The sequence below is a fragment of the Ruegeria sp. I1 genome (genome assembly GCF_056532675.1).
The window spans coordinates 20,259-34,158 of the sequence record NZ_JBQFNM010000013.1 but is presented as its reverse complement, the minus strand read 5'-3'; the positions used below and the strand labels follow the sequence as shown (position 1 = coordinate 34,158).

Below are 13,900 nucleotides of genomic sequence, written 5' to 3'. Positions count from 1 at the left end.
ATGGCTGATCAATCAACAAATCCGATCGCTTTCGTGGCAGACGGGAATATTCCTGAATCGCCACCTCCGGCCAACCAAACCGGCGCCGTCAAATGGCTGCGGGATAACCTGTTCTCGGGTGTTGCAAACACAGTCCTGACCGTTCTGTCGCTGATCCTGATCTACTTGTTGCTGAAGAACACTCTGCCGTGGATCCTGAACGGAGTCTGGAACGCGAACTCTCTGGCCGAATGCCGGGAGATTCTGGCGGGTAAGACAGGGGCGTGTTTCGCCGTTCTGACGGAACGCTGGCCGCAGCTGATCTATGGGTTCAAATACCCTGCTGATGCCTATTGGCGCCCAAATCTGGCGTTTGTGCTGATGCTGGTTGCATTCGCGCCTGTGCTGTTCTTCGACCTGCCGCGCAAGATGCTGATCTTTACCGGCCTCTATCCCTTCATTGCCTTCTGGCTGATCTGGGGCGGTACGATCCTGGCCCCGTTGGTGGCATTGGTCGGCTGTGTGGCCGCTGGCGCCGTGTTCCAGAAGTTCGGTAAGAACAGCTTTGCCGCTGGATTCTTTGGCGCCATCGTTGTCGCGTTGGTCGTCTGGAACGTGGGCGGGGCTCTGATCCCGGAAGGGGCGTCAGAGGATGCTTGGCTGACCTATGTGCCTAGCCGCGATCTGGGTGGCTTCATGCTGAATATGATGCTGGGCGTAACCTGCGTGTCCCTGTCGGTGCCGCTGGGCATTGCCTTGGCGCTGGGCCGTCAGTCCGATATGCCGCTGATCAAGTGGGTCTGTGTCATCTTCATCGAGTTTATCCGTGGCGTGCCTCTGATCACGCTGCTGTTTGTGGCTTCGGTGATGCTGGCCTACTTCTTCCCGCCTGACAGCACGGTCGATCTGTTCCTGCGCGTTGTGATCATGATCACCATGTTCTCAGCCGCCTACATCGCCGAGGTGATCCGCGGCGGTCTGGCAGCGCTTCCACGCGGACAGTACGAGGCAGCAGACAGCCTTGGTTTGGATTACCCTCAGGCGATGCGTCTGATCATCCTGCCGCAGGCTCTGAAGATCTCGATCCCCGGTATCGTGAACGTGGCCGTTGGTCTGTTCAAGGACACCACACTGGTTTCGGTCATCTCGATGTTCGACCTGGTGGGCATGATCCGGGGGCCCATCCTGGCGTCGACCGAATGGAACGGCGTCTATTGGGAGCTTCTGGGCTTTGCCGCGCTTCTGTTCTTCGTCGTCTGTTACGGCATCTCTCAATATTCTCAGTGGCTCGAGCGTCGCCTTGCCACAGATCATCGTTAAGGAGTTCAACACATGTCTGAACTTGCAGTAGAACGCGAAATCGACCGCTCGAAGATGCAGGTGAGCGACGAAGTCGCCATCGAAATCAACGGCATGAATAAGTGGTACGGGTCTTTCCACGTACTGCGTGACATCAATCTGACCGTCAACCAAGGCGAGCGGATCGTAATCGCGGGCCCGTCCGGTTCGGGCAAATCCACCCTGATCCGCTGCCTGAACGCGCTGGAGGAACACCAGCAGGGCAAGATCGTGGTGGACGGGATCGAACTGTCGAATGACCTGAAAAACATCGACAAAATCCGGTCCGAGGTTGGCATGGTGTTCCAGCACTTCAACCTGTTCCCGCACCTGACCATTCTGGAAAACTGCACGCTGGCTCCGATCTGGGTGCGTAAGACGCCCAAGAAAGAGGCCGAAGAGCGCGCGATGCATTTCCTTGAGAAGGTGAAGATCCCCGATCAGGCGCTGAAATATCCCGGTCAGCTTTCAGGAGGTCAGCAGCAGCGTGTGGCGATTGCACGCTCGCTCTGCATGATGCCACGGATCATGTTGTTCGATGAACCGACATCGGCGCTTGACCCTGAGATGATCAAAGAGGTGCTAGACACCATGATCGAGCTGGCCGAAGAAGGCATGACCATGCTGTGCGTGACCCACGAGATGGGCTTTGCCCGTCAGGTCGCCAACCGCGTGATCTTTATGGATGCTGGCCAGATTGTTGAGCAGAATGAACCGGAAGAGTTCTTCAACAATCCGCAGAGCGAACGGACCAAGCTGTTCCTGAGCCAGATTCTGGGGCACTGATCCCAGAGAAACGAATAGAGAAGGCGGGGTTTGACCCCGCCTTTTTTCATGCCAGAAGCTCGCGCGGGATCGTAAAGCCCAGAACCAACCCGCTGTTCCAATTCACTTGCGCCCAGTCATCGCTTTCAAAGCGGATCACTGTCGTCGCACAGGTTGGGTAGTCGTAGAAGCGCGGGTGATCCGCTGGCTGGCGAGTTATGCGGTTGGCAAAGTCGGCAATGCCGGGGTTGTGCCCTAGCATCAGAACGGTGGGCTCGGTGGCCCCGGATAGCGCGTCTAGCATATCCTCCGGGCTCGCGTGATAGAGCGTGCGCAGAAAACGCACCGTATCAGCTTGCAACCCCATCCGGTCCCAGGTTTCGCGCGTACGAGCTGCGGTGGAACAAAGCACCTCATCCGGCACCCAGCCATTGCTGCGCAGCCATTCGGCGATTGCCGGTGCGGATTTACGTCCACGTTTGTTCAAGGACCTGTCGTGATCCGGCAGCATTGGGCTGTCCCAACTGGATTTTGCATGGCGGGTCAGGATCAGCGTCAAGGTCATGACGGGTGAAATGCCTTCATATGATGGGCGGATTGTTCCGGGTCGCGCTTGGCCCCGGCATTGATCGGGCAGGACAGCCGCGCAAGACAGCCACCTGTCATACAGGTCTGGCCTTCAGGGGTGGAAAGGTGTTGGTGGCACGCATCCACATTGTAAAAGGTTTGATCGTTCAAGGCCCCCACCGGGCAGGTTTGCGCGCAAGGCGCAGGGCAGGTGGTGCAAGGAGATGTCCCTTCGGCTTTGGGGATGTCAAACTCCTGCACAAAATGCAGCGCGCCGCGAAATGAGATCATCATGCCCATAGTATCATGAACCAAGGCGCCAACAGGGCTACTGAAGGTTCGCCCGGATTTCAGTGCCCAATCGATGAATGGGGCATAGGGCGGGCCACCGAATGGGAAATGTGCCTGTGCCTGCATCTGCTGCGCCAATTGCCCAATCACGCGTAGAGACCAACTGTCTACCGGATCGTCGCCCTGCCATTCCGGCGCAGCTTTGAGCGTTGGCCAGAACTCTGGCCCCGCGCCCAGCAGGATCAACGTTCCCCCTTCAAGCTGCTTTGCGTCGGTCATATGCGGATGCAGTGCGCCCATGACAATCAGGCTGACCTGCTGCGCCGCGTGTTCAACGCGTTCATATGTGACCTCTGCGGAGTGTGCCTGGTCTGTCATATCCCCTCCGCGCTCAGATCAATCGGGCCGGATCAAAGACCCGGCACCGTGTTCGGTGAACAGCTCCAGCAGCACCGCATTAGGTGCGCGCCCATCCAGAATGACCACCGCGCGAACGCCACTGTGCAAAGCGTCTAGCGCCGTTTCGGTTTTGGGGATCATACCGCCTGCAATCGTGCCTTCGCGGGTCATTTCGCGGATTTGACCGGCTTTCAACTCGGTGACCACGTCACCGGCCGCGTTTTTAACACCAGATACGTCGGTCAGCAGCAACAGGCGATCCGCTTTCAGGGCAGAGGCGATAGCCCCGGCAGCTGTATCGCCATTGACGTTGAATGTCTCTCCGTCCGTGCCAGCGCCCAGCGGTGCGATGACCGGGATCACATCATGCGAGAACAGGTCGTGCAGGACCTTCGGGTTCATCTCGGATGGGGTGCCGACAAAGCCCAGTGAGGCATCTGTCTGCTCGCAAGTCATCAGGTTGGCGTCCTTGCCCGACAGGCCCACTGCGGTGCCGCCCTGACGGTTGATCGCTTGAACGATGCGTTTGTTGACCAGGCCAGACAGGACCATCTCAACCACCTCAACAGTGGCTTTGTCCGTGACACGTTTACCATTCACGAAGTCCGATTGGATATCCAACTGATCCAGCATCGCGTTGATCATTGGCCCGCCGCCATGCACGACGACCGGGTTCACACCTACCTGACGCATCAGCACAACGTCGCGGGCAAAGCTCTCCATCGCCTCATCACTGCCCATGGCGTGGCCGCCCAGCTTGATGACGACAATGGCGCCGTCATAGCGCTGCAGATACGGCAAGGCGCTGTTCAGGGTTGCAGCAGTGGCGATCCAGTCCCGGTTCATGTCTCGTGTCTTCATGGCTGTCAGTCCTCTGATCCACCCTGTTAGGGCGTTTGGACCGGGCTGCCAAGACCATACCGGGCAATTGCTGCAATCTGAGGCCGCGCCGGCTTGGCGCGGCCCGTGTTCAGCTCAGCTCATCGCGCGTTTCATCGCGGGAATGTTGCTGAGGATGAGCAAGTCAAAGGCAAGAACGGCCATTAGGGTCAAACCAACCAATGGGAAAGCCATGGCCGTGAACAACCCGATCAGAACAGCACCTTTCCAAAAGGGCAGTTCTGCCGGCATGGGTGGAGCGGCCAAACGGCCGGCTTTTTGCGGACGTCGCTTAACCCACATCACCACGCCCGAGACGCAGACAAAGATCACTGATAGGCAGAAAACCAGGTTCAGAACAAAGTTCCAAATGCCCATCAACCCCATATGCAACGGGATGCCAACAGCCATGGCCTTGCCCATCAGCGAATAGTCCGCATACTGCACATCGGCCAGGATTTTGCCTGTGTACTGATCCACATGTACGGTTCGATCGTTCACCGGGTCAGTTGAGTCACTGCTCATGCTGTCACGGTTCAGCGTCCAAACCCCCGCTTCCCCGCTGGGATAGGCCACCCGGAACCGCCCTGCCATGCCCAGAGCCGTGCCGAGTTCGACCAATGCGTCGATATCGACGCTTGCGCCCTCTGGCACGCCTGTGATCCCCACATCCGAACCCGAGGCGGGCATTGGGGTCTGTTCTAACACCCAAGGGACATCGTTCTGATGCCCATGGTTCATGCTGGCGTGGGTGTCGTCCGATAGCGGAACGTTGTCCCATTTCTCGGCGGGGAAACTGCTCCAGGGTTGGACAATCATGCCTCCCCAGACCCCGGCCCAAGATAGGCCCGAGATCAGGAATACGATCAGCAGAAACGACATCCAAAAGCCAACCATGGCGTGCAGTGACTTCCAAAGCGCACGACCGCGCGCCTTCAGGTTCGGGACAAGGGCGGCCCGTGTATTGCCACGAGGCCACCACAGATAAAGGCCGGTAAAGACCAGAACCAAACTTAGACCCGCAGCAATTTCAAGGATACGGTCGCCTGTGGTGCCGATCAAAAGGGTTGAATGGATATTGTCCGCCAAATCGTACCAACCCGCGCGGCGGTCCCAGACCTCGATCACCTGACCGGCATAGGGGTCGACGGCAACCATACGGTGCCCAGCTTCGGTCTTGATGCGGAACACGGTGGCCAGATTTTCTGCCTTGGGACCGATCCATTCCACGACCTGACCGGGCATTTCATTCAGCGCGACCTCGGCCTGTTGCGAGACGGGCAGGGCGTTGCCGTCAATCGTGACGCCGATCTTTTCGCCGTCACGTCCGTCAAACTGAGTGATAAACATCATCATCAAACCGGTCACGGCCAATATGATGAGGAATGGGATCACGAAAATCCCGGCGTAGAAGTGCCACCGCCATGCAGCGAAGTAAAATTTTTGCGCAATTGTATCCTGCGCTTGGGCCGTGCCCGGATTTTGGCTATCGATTGCCATTAGAAAATCTCCATATGCAGACATGCCCCGCATGCGTGGCACGCAGGGTGAACAAGTGTTTGCTGTTTCAGGAGATTTGGGGTGGCCCGCGGGCGTCGTAGCGCGTGTAGAAACCAGCGCTGCGATGGGTGAAGTCCGAATGATCCCAGCGAGACTGAATGTGGAAGTCTGCCGGAACGATCATGGTGATCCCGGGGATATCTACGCCAGCTGTCAGTCCAGCGAAGGGGCACATTGTCCGCGTGTCGCTATCGTCATGAACCGGTTCATCCGCGTCTAGGTCGACCCATTGTTCAACTGTGCCTTCTCCGGTGCAGAGCACCAGCAGGATCTTGCCGTCAATGTCCTGCGCTGGCATCCAACCCTGCGGGATTGCACCGGTTGTCAGCAGTGCAAGCACGGTCAGAGCGCCTATGGCACGCAGGATCAGGGTCATTCGAGATGTGCAATTATAGAGCGGAGTGTTGGGACACCGTCACCCTTCTCGGACGAGGTCAGCACAATCTCGGGGTAGGCTGCTGGATGTTTGGACAGGGCCGTGCGGACTTGATCCAGCACATTTTCCCGATCTTGTGCTTTGACCTTATCGGCCTTGGTCATCACGCATTGAAAAGTCACCGCGCTTGTGTCCAGCAGTTTCATGATCTCATCGTCGACGGGTTTTACCCCGTGGCGTGAATCGATCAGCACGAAAGCCCGGCGCAGGGTTTGCCGCCCGCTCAGATATTGCTTGAGCAGCCGCTGCCATTTCTCAACCACCTTGACCGGAGCGTTTGCGTAGCCATAGCCGGGAAGGTCGACCAGATACAGCTCGGGGCCTTGGGTGAAAAAGTTGATCTCTTGCGTGCGGCCGGGGGTGTTTGAGGCGCGCGCCAGACCCTTGGTCCCGGTCAGAGCGTTGATCAGGCTGGATTTGCCGACATTGGACCGCCCGGCAAAACAGACCTCAAGCCTGTCAGGGGCAGGCAGGCCGTTCATGGCAACGACGCCTTTGACGAATTCCGATGGGCCTGCAAACAGCTTGCGCCCGCGCTCCAGCGAAATTTCGTCTGGGTCTTCGGTTAGGGGAAAGGGCAGGGCGGTCATAGCACCTGCACCTTATCATCCAGGCTGATCCTGCCACCTTTGATCACCTCGGCATAGACGCCGAAATCTTGATGGCCCCAGCTGTTCAGAGCGCCCAGCGTGTCTGCATCCCGCTCGCCGGTTTCAGGATTGACTGTGGTGGCCATGCAGCGCACGATCCGTTCGCGCACATGCAGCACGGCCTCGCCAATCTGAACATCCTTGCCCAGCCAATCGAATTCTTCCCATAGGGGCAGACCATCGAACCAGATATTGCCGCGCCAGCGTGCGATCGACAAATCCTGCCCCAACTTCTGCGAAACCGCGCGGTGCGAAGCCATGTTGCACAGGCTGATCGAGGGGAAGTCACTGTCCGTCATGCCGCGACCGGGTACACGAATGATCCGCACCGAGGCGGCTCGGTCAGCAGGCATCAAAGGCTTCACCCAGTCCAGAAACACGTCTTGTTCGTTCTCAGGATCAAAGCGCAGATCGGGCCTGTCGGGATGGCTGAGGGCAAGGGTTTCCCCCTCAAGCTCAGCCGATATCGCCATCAGGCTGGGCGCTTTCGACCCACGGCTGAAATTGGCGCAGGGCACCCATTCTGATCCATCGGCTTTCGAGGCTTCATGCGCGACTGCCCAAACGCGATCCCCGGGCATTGTCTGCCCGGGGGTCAATGTCACGTCAGTCAGGCTCTCCCGCCCATGGCTTTTGATGGGGTGTCGCCATATGCAGGTTACGGTGCCGGTCATTTGTCATCCGTCTTTGGCGTTCGTTTGAAGCCCGATTTGATATTGCCGAACACATCCGGCGTATATCCCTGGCTGCGCATGATCAGATATTGCTGCGTGAAGGTTATGGTGTTGTTCGCGATCCAGTAGACGACCAGACCACTGGCAAACCCCCCCAGCATGAACATGAAGACCCATGGCATCCAGGCAAAGATCATCGCTTGGGTCGGGTCGGTTGGGGCCGGGTTCAGTTTCTGCTGCATCCACATCGAGATACCCAGTAGCAAGGGCAGGATACCGATGAAGATCAGTGCCATCAGGCTTTCGGGCGCAGGTGCGGCCCAAGGCAGCAGACCAAAGAAGTTGAAGATCGAGGTCGGATCAGGCGCGCTGAGGTCTTGGAACGGGCCGAACCATGGAGCCTGCCGCAGTTCGATGGTGACAAAGATCACCTTATAGAGCGAGAAGAAGATCGGGATCTGCATAAGGATCGGCAGACAGCCGGCAGCCGGGTTCACCTTTTCCTTCTTGTACAGCTCCATCATGCCCTGCTGCATTTTCTGGCGGTCGTCGCCAGCGGCTTCTTTCAGGGCCTCCATCTGCGGCTGCAGTTCTTTCATCTTCGCCATCGAGACATAGGATTTGAAGGCCAGCGGGAACAGGATCGCCTTGATGATCAAGGTCAAGCCGATGATTGACCAGCCCATATTGCCGATCAGCAGGTTAATGTTGTGCAGCAGCCAGAAGATCGGTTTAGTCAGGAAGGCAAACCAACCCCAATCGATGCTTTCGATGAATTTCTGCACGCCTTCGGCTTGGTACTCGCGAATGGTTTCCCACTCTTTTGCACCAGCAAACAGCCGCGTCGTGGTCTGTTCGGTCGTGCCCGGTGCGACTGCGATTGTCGGCAGCACCGTCTCGGTTTGGTAGATTTTGCGCCGAGCGTCGTATTTTGCGGCGGCCTTGAACGTCGCGCCTTCGGCAGGGATCAGGGTTGTCATCCAGTAGTGGTCTGTGAAACCAACCCAGCCACCCTCTTTCACCTGAAAGACTTCGGCCTGCGCGCGTTCGTTCGGATCGATGTCGAAATCGCGCACATCGCCGTAGTCGATCTCATCCAGCACGCCATCGGCCATGACCATGGCCCCTTCATGCAGGATGAAGAAGTTTTTCAAGCCCGGCAGATCGCCATCCTCGCCAATGCCATGGCGCGCCAGAATGCCGTAGGGGGCCATGCTGACTTCGGACGCGGTGGCGTTTTCGACGGATTGGGTCACCGAGAACATGTAGTTGTCGTCGACAGAAATGGTGCGGCGGAAGGTCAGCCCGTTGCCGTTCTCCCACGCCAACGTTACCGGGCTGTCCGGGCTCAGGGTTTCACCCTGTTCCAACGTCCACAAGGTGTTGGGGCCGGGGACGTCTTCGCCCGAAACGCCCGCGCCCGGCGCCCAGCCATACAGCGCGTAGTAGGCAGAGTTTGATCCAACCGGTGATAGCAGTTCAACAATCGGTGCGTCTTCTTCGATCGAGACCTTGTAATCTTTCAGGAACAGCTCATCGATACGTCCGCCCGACAGTGACAGGCTGCCTTTCAGGCGGGGCGTGTCGATTTCCACGCGCGGGGCCTGTTCTTCGGGTAGCGTGTCTTCGGCGGCGGCGGTTGCTTCACCTACTGTGCCACTTGCAGTTGCGCTGGGCGTCTGAATCTCGGCCTCATCTATTGCCGCGATCTCAGCATCCTCTGCCACAGTGCTTGGCTCCGGCGGGGGGAACAGGACGAACCAGACCAGGATCACCAGAAAGCTGAGCGCGGTTGCGAGGATGAGGTTCTTATTCTGATCGTCCATCTGGGACAGCCACCTTGAGCAGTGAAAGACACCCGCAGGGTTCAACAGAGTGCAGGCCCAAAGGTCAAGCGGAATCGGCTGTCAATTCGTCACGGATCATCCATATAGGGCTTAAAATCCGCCTTGTGATCCCGTTTGCCGGCCAATCTTCGGAACACCGTTGACCTTGTTGCGATGCGCGGCAATCCAATCCAGTGTTTTCTCGAACGGCATGGGTTTCCCAATGCCAAAGCCCTGAACATGGTTGCAACCAAGCTGTGCCATCAAGGCGTGTTCCCCTGGGGTTTCCACACCTTCGGCCAGGGTTTCAACCTTCAGGCGCTCCGCCATGGTCAGGATCGCGCTTGCAAGCTGTTGCTGGCTTGGGTCTTGATCGGATTTGGCAACAAAGGACCGGTCGATCTTGATCCGGGAGACCTGAAACCGCTTGATCGACGCGATTGAGGCATGTCCGGTGCCAAAATCGTCCAGATCAATACAGCATCCAAGCGCGGCCATGCTGGTGACATTCCGCGTGATTACGTCATCGGGTCTGCGGGAAAAAACAGTTTCCAGAATTTCAACCGCCAGCCTGTCTGGGGTGAGGTCGAATTGATCCATCTCCCATTTTAAGCGATCGATCAGGCCGGGGTCTCGCAGCTCATCCGATGAGAAATTAATGCCGATCCGCGGCACGATTACTCCGGCCCGATCCCAGTCACGCATGGCTTTGAACGCATGATGGCGGATGGTCTGTCCGAAACGTTCCATCATCTCGGCCTGTTCCGCAAAGGGCAGAAACACGTGCGGGCCCAATACGCCTTTTTGCGGATGCTCCCATCTTGCCAGCGCTTCAAACCCGGTGACCTTGCCGGTATCGGTAGAGATTTGAGGCTGAAACCATGGGCGGATTTCGCCGCTGTTCAGCGCGGTCTCGAACTCTTTTTTCAGATTGGTACGAATGCGCGACCGGCGGCGTGTATCCGACGAATAGGCGCGAATCGTGGATGGGCCATTCTGTTGCGCCTCGATCAAGGCGTTGTTGGCGGCGTCCTTCCACATTTCCGGGGTCCCGTTAGGTTCGCCTGAACTGAGGCAGAACCCTATGGAGCACGAGACATAGATGCCGGTGCCGTTCAGCGGTATCGGATCTTCGATGGCTGACTGAATGCGCCCCGCCATTTGTATACAGGCCTCAAGATCCAGGTGCTGCGCTGGGCGCAGAGCAATCAGAATCCTGTTGCCTGCCAACCGGGTTACAAAGTCCTGGCTGCGAATGACCGAGAGAATGCGATTGCAGACCTGCTCCGATATCAGGTTCGTCGCGGCCTCGCCATGCAGGTCAAGAAGCTGTGTGTAATCGTCGAGCGCAATGGCAATACAAGCGGACATTTCCCCGCTTTGTTTTGAACCTTGAAAGACCGCCTCCAACTCTGCATCGAAGCGGTCGTTGGTGAGAAGACCACCTGCTTGGTGAGTTCCAAACGTCCCACCAGCCTTTGACCCAAACCGGCCGACTGCCGCGGCGATCAACGGCAGGCCCAAAGCGGCGGCGACAAGCGCACGTTCACCCCCGATCCAGAACGCACCAAGGCTGAGTGCGGGAATGAAGGCGAGAGCAGATGGGGAGTTCAGCAGCGACGCGAGGCTACGCGACAGACGGTCAAAAGAAGGTAGGTTCCGCATCGGTTTCCAGGCCCTGAGAGATGATCACAGGCCCCGACCGTATGAAACCAATCTGAGTCAGCCGTTAACGCAGATGCGGAATTTCACCCAAATCTTCGGGTTTTTTGTCCGGATCCAAAGAAAGCCCTGCAAAATCGAACAGTTTGGGGTCCAGCAGGTGCGACGGTCGGGCATTAGTCAGGGCGCGGAACATGACCTGCCGCCGACCGGGGCTGTTCTTTTCCCATTGATCGAGAATTTGTTTGACCTGTTGGCGTTGCAACCCGTCCTGACTGCCGCACAGATCGCAGGGGATGATCGGGTAGCGCATTGCATTGGCAAATTTCTCGCAATCCGCTTCGGCCACATGGGCCAGTGGGCGAAAGACGAACAAATCACCCTCTTCATTGACCAGCTTGGGCGGCATAGTGGCCAAACGACCGCCATGGAACAGGTTCATGAAGAAGGTTTCCAAAATATCGTCACGGTGATGGCCCAGCACAACGGCTGAACACCCTTCTTCGCGTGCGATGCGATACAGGTTGCCGCGACGCAGGCGAGAACACAGCGCGCAATATGTACGGCCTTGCGGGACTTTATCGACTACGATCGAATAGGTATCCTGATATTCGATCCGGTGGGGTACATCCATGCGTTCCAAAAATTCAGGCAGGACGGTGGCGGGAAAACCGGGTTGCCCCTGATCCAGATTGCAGGCCAGCAGATCGACGGGCAGCAGGCCGCGCCATTTCAACTCATAAAGAACTGCAAGCAGGGTGTAGCTGTCTTTGCCTCCGGACAGGCAGACCAGCCACCGGGGCGGCTTGCCGTCCTTGTCATGGGCAGAGGGGTTCACCATCCCGTAGTGTTCAATGGCTTCACGGGTCTGGCGCACAATACGCTTGCGTAGTTTCTTGAACTCGGTGGTCGAGGGCGCGCCAGCGAAAAGCGGGTGGATATCATCTGCTTCGTCAAACATGGACCTGCCCTAAAGAGTTTGAGGAACCCCGGCAAGATAAATGCCAGGTTTTGAGCATCAGGTTTTGTCTTTACACGCCTGGCACTCTGGAACCGGATCGTACCCGTCGCCGCCCCAGGGATGGCACCGCCCGATTCTGCGCGCGGCCAGCCATGCCCCCTTAATCGCCCCGTGCTTTTCCAGCGCTTCCAGCGCATAGGCAGAACAAGTGGGTTGATAGCGGCAGTTGAAGCCAACCCAGGGGCTAAAGATCAACCGATACGCCCGGACGGGCAGGGCGATGATATGAGCCAGAAAGGTCATTTGCCCGTGCCATGGATTTTGCGCAGCGCGTATTTCAGATCGTTCAGCAGAGAGTCATAGGGGCAGGACCCGGTGACATCGGCGCGTCCGATCAGCACATAGTCCCACCCGTCATGACCTCGGGTGGGCAGAATGGCACGCGCTGCTTCGCGCAAGCGCCGTTTGGCGCGGTTTCGGGCGACAGCGTTGCCAACTTTCTTGGAACAGGTGAACCCAACCCGAATACCGGGTGCTTCGTCCGGCGCGCGCTTGCGGGCCTGTACCATCATCGACGATGTGCCTTGCCTGCGCGCGCGCGCGGCTTTCAGGAAATCAGGCCGGTTCTTAAGTGCAGTCAAAGATACTGGCGCGCAAACAGAAGCCGCCGGGGGCTTTTCCCGGGGGTGGTTCTTACCAACCTCAGGGGCCTCCGGCGGCGTCATGTTCAGTACCTGACAGGTCGAGCGGTTTACGCGCTCAGCGACTTGCGGCCACGTGCGCGGCGCGCGTTCAGGATTTTACGGCCGGCCTTGGTGGCCATGCGCGCGCGGAAACCGTGGCGGCGTTTGCGAACCAGGTTCGAAGGCTGATAGGTGCGTTTCATCGCTCCGTCTCCAATCTATAGCGGTGGGTGCGGCGCGGATTCGCCTGGCCCTAGTGTTCGAAGCCCGTCCTCTACTGCTAAGCGGGGGGTAAGTCAAACCCCAAGACAGGGGTTTTGACGCCTTTTGCAACAATTCTGTAACCGGGCCGTCGAAAAGGTTTCAGATTCCTGGTTTTGCACCCGAAACTCTCACATTCCCTGCCACATAGTTCAAGGCCGCGTGAGGGACCTGTCGTTTGGCGGTCGGGCAACGCATGTTGGGGTCAGAATGAAACAGATCAAGCCGGATGAGCCTATGAGTGAAACGACCCAGCCCCCGCGCAGCGGCGTTGCGCGCCATATTCCACTGCTGGTGATCCTTACGGTCGCAGCGCTGGGGTTCTTCACGCTTGGCGATTACCTCAGCTTTGAGACCTTGCGCGATAATCGTGAGGCGCTTCTGGCATGGCGGGATGCAAATTACTGGGCCATGGCCGGTGCCTTTATCGCAATCTACATCGTGATTGTGGCCTTCTCCTTGCCCGGTGCAGCCGTGGCTTCTATGACCGGTGGCTTCCTGTTTGGCTTGTTCGCGGGAACGGTTTTCAACGTTTTCGCGGCGACGATTGGCGCATCGGCGATTTTCCTGGCCGCCCGTTGGGGTTTGGGTGAATCACTGACCGCGCGGTTGGAATCCTCGGAAGGCACGGTCAAAAAGCTGAAAGACGGGCTGCGCGAGAACGAGATTTCTGTGCTGTTCCTCTTGCGGCTGGTTCCAGTTGTGCCTTTCTTTGTCGCCAATCTGGTGCCCGCATTGGTCGGCGTAAAGTTTCGTAACTTCCTGATCACCACAGCGCTGGGGATTATTCCGGGCGGGATCGTGTACACGTGGATCGGCGTCGGGCTGGGCGGTGTGTTTGATCGGGGTGAAACGCCTGATGTATCCCTTTTGTGGGAACCGTTTGTGATCGGCCCGATCATCGGTCTTTGTGTGCTGGCCGCGTTGCCAATTGTGATCAAAGCCCTGCGCGGCAAAAAGGACACCTGA

16 protein-coding genes are annotated in these 13,900 nt (G+C 57.9%); 3 read left to right on the top strand and 13 right to left on the bottom strand.

Annotated features, from left to right (window positions below; translation table 11 throughout):
• Complete coding sequence (locus ACR0DH_RS19145; RefSeq protein WP_480545376.1) at positions 1-1,299, top strand: amino acid ABC transporter permease; 1,299 nt, start codon at positions 1-3, stop codon at positions 1,297-1,299.
• 12 nt (positions 1,300-1,311) lie between these two features.
• On the top strand, positions 1,312-2,103 hold the full coding sequence (locus ACR0DH_RS19140) for an amino acid ABC transporter ATP-binding protein (RefSeq protein ID WP_280922860.1): 792 nt from the start codon (positions 1,312-1,314) through the stop codon (positions 2,101-2,103).
• A gap of 46 nt (positions 2,104-2,149) precedes the next feature.
• Here the strand turns inward: ACR0DH_RS19140 and ACR0DH_RS19135 are convergent, their stop codons facing one another.
• From ACR0DH_RS19135 to rpmH, 13 genes are all read right to left on the bottom strand, one after another.
• On the bottom strand, positions 2,150-2,647 hold the full coding sequence (locus ACR0DH_RS19135) for a SixA phosphatase family protein (protein ID WP_480545374.1): 498 nt from the start codon (positions 2,645-2,647) through the stop codon (positions 2,150-2,152).
• The gene (locus tag ACR0DH_RS19130; RefSeq protein WP_480545372.1) at positions 2,644-3,318 is read right to left on the bottom strand and encodes a ferredoxin; all 675 of its coding nucleotides are present in this window, start codon (positions 3,316-3,318) and stop codon (positions 2,644-2,646) included. The genes ACR0DH_RS19135 and ACR0DH_RS19130 overlap by 4 nt, the downstream gene beginning before the upstream one ends.
• An 18-nt stretch (positions 3,319-3,336) precedes the next feature.
• Positions 3,337-4,200 (bottom strand): acetylglutamate kinase, encoded by an 864-nt coding sequence (argB, locus tag ACR0DH_RS19125; protein WP_480551590.1) that lies wholly within the window; start codon positions 4,198-4,200, stop codon positions 3,337-3,339.
• A gap of 114 nt (positions 4,201-4,314) precedes the next feature.
• On the bottom strand, positions 4,315-5,718 hold the full coding sequence (locus ACR0DH_RS19120; RefSeq protein ID WP_480551588.1) for a PepSY-associated TM helix domain-containing protein: 1,404 nt from the start codon (positions 5,716-5,718) through the stop codon (positions 4,315-4,317).
• A gap of 67 nt (positions 5,719-5,785) precedes the next feature.
• Positions 5,786-6,154, bottom strand: a complete 369-nt coding sequence (locus ACR0DH_RS19115; protein ID WP_480545366.1) for a DUF2946 domain-containing protein — start codon at positions 6,152-6,154, stop codon at positions 5,786-5,788.
• On the bottom strand, positions 6,151-6,804 hold the full coding sequence (gene yihA / locus ACR0DH_RS19110; RefSeq protein WP_480545364.1) for a ribosome biogenesis GTP-binding protein YihA/YsxC: 654 nt from the start codon (positions 6,802-6,804) through the stop codon (positions 6,151-6,153). Before yihA ends, ACR0DH_RS19115 begins: the two co-directional genes overlap by 4 nt.
• A complete protein-coding gene (locus tag ACR0DH_RS19105) occupies positions 6,801-7,538 on the bottom strand; it encodes an MOSC domain-containing protein (protein ID WP_480551587.1) in 738 nt (245 codons plus the stop codon). Before ACR0DH_RS19105 ends, yihA begins: the two co-directional genes overlap by 4 nt.
• Positions 7,535-9,364, bottom strand: a complete 1,830-nt coding sequence (gene yidC / locus ACR0DH_RS19100) for a membrane protein insertase YidC (protein WP_480545359.1) — start codon at positions 9,362-9,364, stop codon at positions 7,535-7,537. The genes ACR0DH_RS19105 and yidC overlap by 4 nt, the downstream gene beginning before the upstream one ends.
• Before the next feature lie 111 nt (positions 9,365-9,475).
• On the bottom strand, positions 9,476-11,029 hold the full coding sequence (locus ACR0DH_RS19095; RefSeq protein WP_480551585.1) for a putative bifunctional diguanylate cyclase/phosphodiesterase: 1,554 nt from the start codon (positions 11,027-11,029) through the stop codon (positions 9,476-9,478).
• A gap of 64 nt (positions 11,030-11,093) precedes the next feature.
• Entirely contained in the window at positions 11,094-11,987 is an 894-nt protein-coding gene (gene ttcA / locus ACR0DH_RS19090) for a tRNA 2-thiocytidine(32) synthetase TtcA (protein ID WP_480501777.1), read from the bottom strand.
• A gap of 57 nt (positions 11,988-12,044) precedes the next feature.
• On the bottom strand, positions 12,045-12,290 hold the full coding sequence (yidD, locus tag ACR0DH_RS19085; protein ID WP_480545355.1) for a membrane protein insertion efficiency factor YidD: 246 nt from the start codon (positions 12,288-12,290) through the stop codon (positions 12,045-12,047).
• The gene (rnpA, locus tag ACR0DH_RS19080) at positions 12,287-12,712 is read right to left on the bottom strand and encodes a ribonuclease P protein component (RefSeq protein WP_480545353.1); all 426 of its coding nucleotides are present in this window, start codon (positions 12,710-12,712) and stop codon (positions 12,287-12,289) included. The genes yidD and rnpA overlap by 4 nt, the downstream gene beginning before the upstream one ends.
• 26 nt (positions 12,713-12,738) lie before the next feature.
• Positions 12,739-12,873: a 50S ribosomal protein L34 gene (gene rpmH, locus ACR0DH_RS19075; protein WP_005980833.1), complete on the bottom strand. Its 135-nt coding sequence runs from the start codon at positions 12,871-12,873 to the stop codon at positions 12,739-12,741.
• A gap of 295 nt (positions 12,874-13,168) precedes the next feature.
• Here rpmH and ACR0DH_RS19070 point away from each other — a divergent pair, with 295 nt between their 5' ends.
• On the top strand, positions 13,169-13,900 hold the full coding sequence (locus tag ACR0DH_RS19070) for a TVP38/TMEM64 family protein (protein WP_480545416.1): 732 nt from the start codon (positions 13,169-13,171) through the stop codon (positions 13,898-13,900).

What these genes read in the sequence shown, in the direction of transcription:
- ACR0DH_RS19145 (WP_480545376.1), top strand. Translation starts at nt 1, where the DNA reads ATGGCTGATCAATCAACAAATCCGATCGCTTTCGTGGCAGACGGGAAT.
- ACR0DH_RS19140 (WP_280922860.1), top strand. Translation starts at nt 1,312, where the DNA reads ATGTCTGAACTTGCAGTAGAACGCGAAATCGACCGCTCGAAGATGCAG.
- ACR0DH_RS19135 (WP_480545374.1), bottom strand. Translation starts at nt 2,647, where the DNA reads ATGACCTTGACGCTGATCCTGACCCGCCATGCAAAATCCAGTTGGGAC.
- ACR0DH_RS19130 (WP_480545372.1), bottom strand. Translation starts at nt 3,318, where the DNA reads ATGACAGACCAGGCACACTCCGCAGAGGTCACATATGAACGCGTTGAA.
- argB (WP_480551590.1), bottom strand. Translation starts at nt 4,200, where the DNA reads ATGAAGACACGAGACATGAACCGGGACTGGATCGCCACTGCTGCAACC.
- ACR0DH_RS19120 (WP_480551588.1), bottom strand. Translation starts at nt 5,718, where the DNA reads ATGGCAATCGATAGCCAAAATCCGGGCACGGCCCAAGCGCAGGATACA.
- ACR0DH_RS19115 (WP_480545366.1), bottom strand. Translation starts at nt 6,154, where the DNA reads ATGACCCTGATCCTGCGTGCCATAGGCGCTCTGACCGTGCTTGCACTG.
- yihA (WP_480545364.1), bottom strand. Translation starts at nt 6,804, where the DNA reads ATGACCGCCCTGCCCTTTCCCCTAACCGAAGACCCAGACGAAATTTCG.
- ACR0DH_RS19105 (WP_480551587.1), bottom strand. Translation starts at nt 7,538, where the DNA reads ATGACCGGCACCGTAACCTGCATATGGCGACACCCCATCAAAAGCCAT.
- yidC (WP_480545359.1), bottom strand. Translation starts at nt 9,364, where the DNA reads ATGGACGATCAGAATAAGAACCTCATCCTCGCAACCGCGCTCAGCTTT.
- ACR0DH_RS19095 (WP_480551585.1), bottom strand. Translation starts at nt 11,029, where the DNA reads ATGCGGAACCTACCTTCTTTTGACCGTCTGTCGCGTAGCCTCGCGTCG.
- ttcA (WP_480501777.1), bottom strand. Translation starts at nt 11,987, where the DNA reads ATGTTTGACGAAGCAGATGATATCCACCCGCTTTTCGCTGGCGCGCCC.
- yidD (WP_480545355.1), bottom strand. Translation starts at nt 12,290, where the DNA reads ATGACCTTTCTGGCTCATATCATCGCCCTGCCCGTCCGGGCGTATCGG.
- rnpA (WP_480545353.1), bottom strand. Translation starts at nt 12,712, where the DNA reads ATGACGCCGCCGGAGGCCCCTGAGGTTGGTAAGAACCACCCCCGGGAA.
- rpmH (WP_005980833.1), bottom strand. Translation starts at nt 12,873, where the DNA reads ATGAAACGCACCTATCAGCCTTCGAACCTGGTTCGCAAACGCCGCCAC.
- ACR0DH_RS19070 (WP_480545416.1), top strand. Translation starts at nt 13,169, where the DNA reads ATGAGTGAAACGACCCAGCCCCCGCGCAGCGGCGTTGCGCGCCATATT.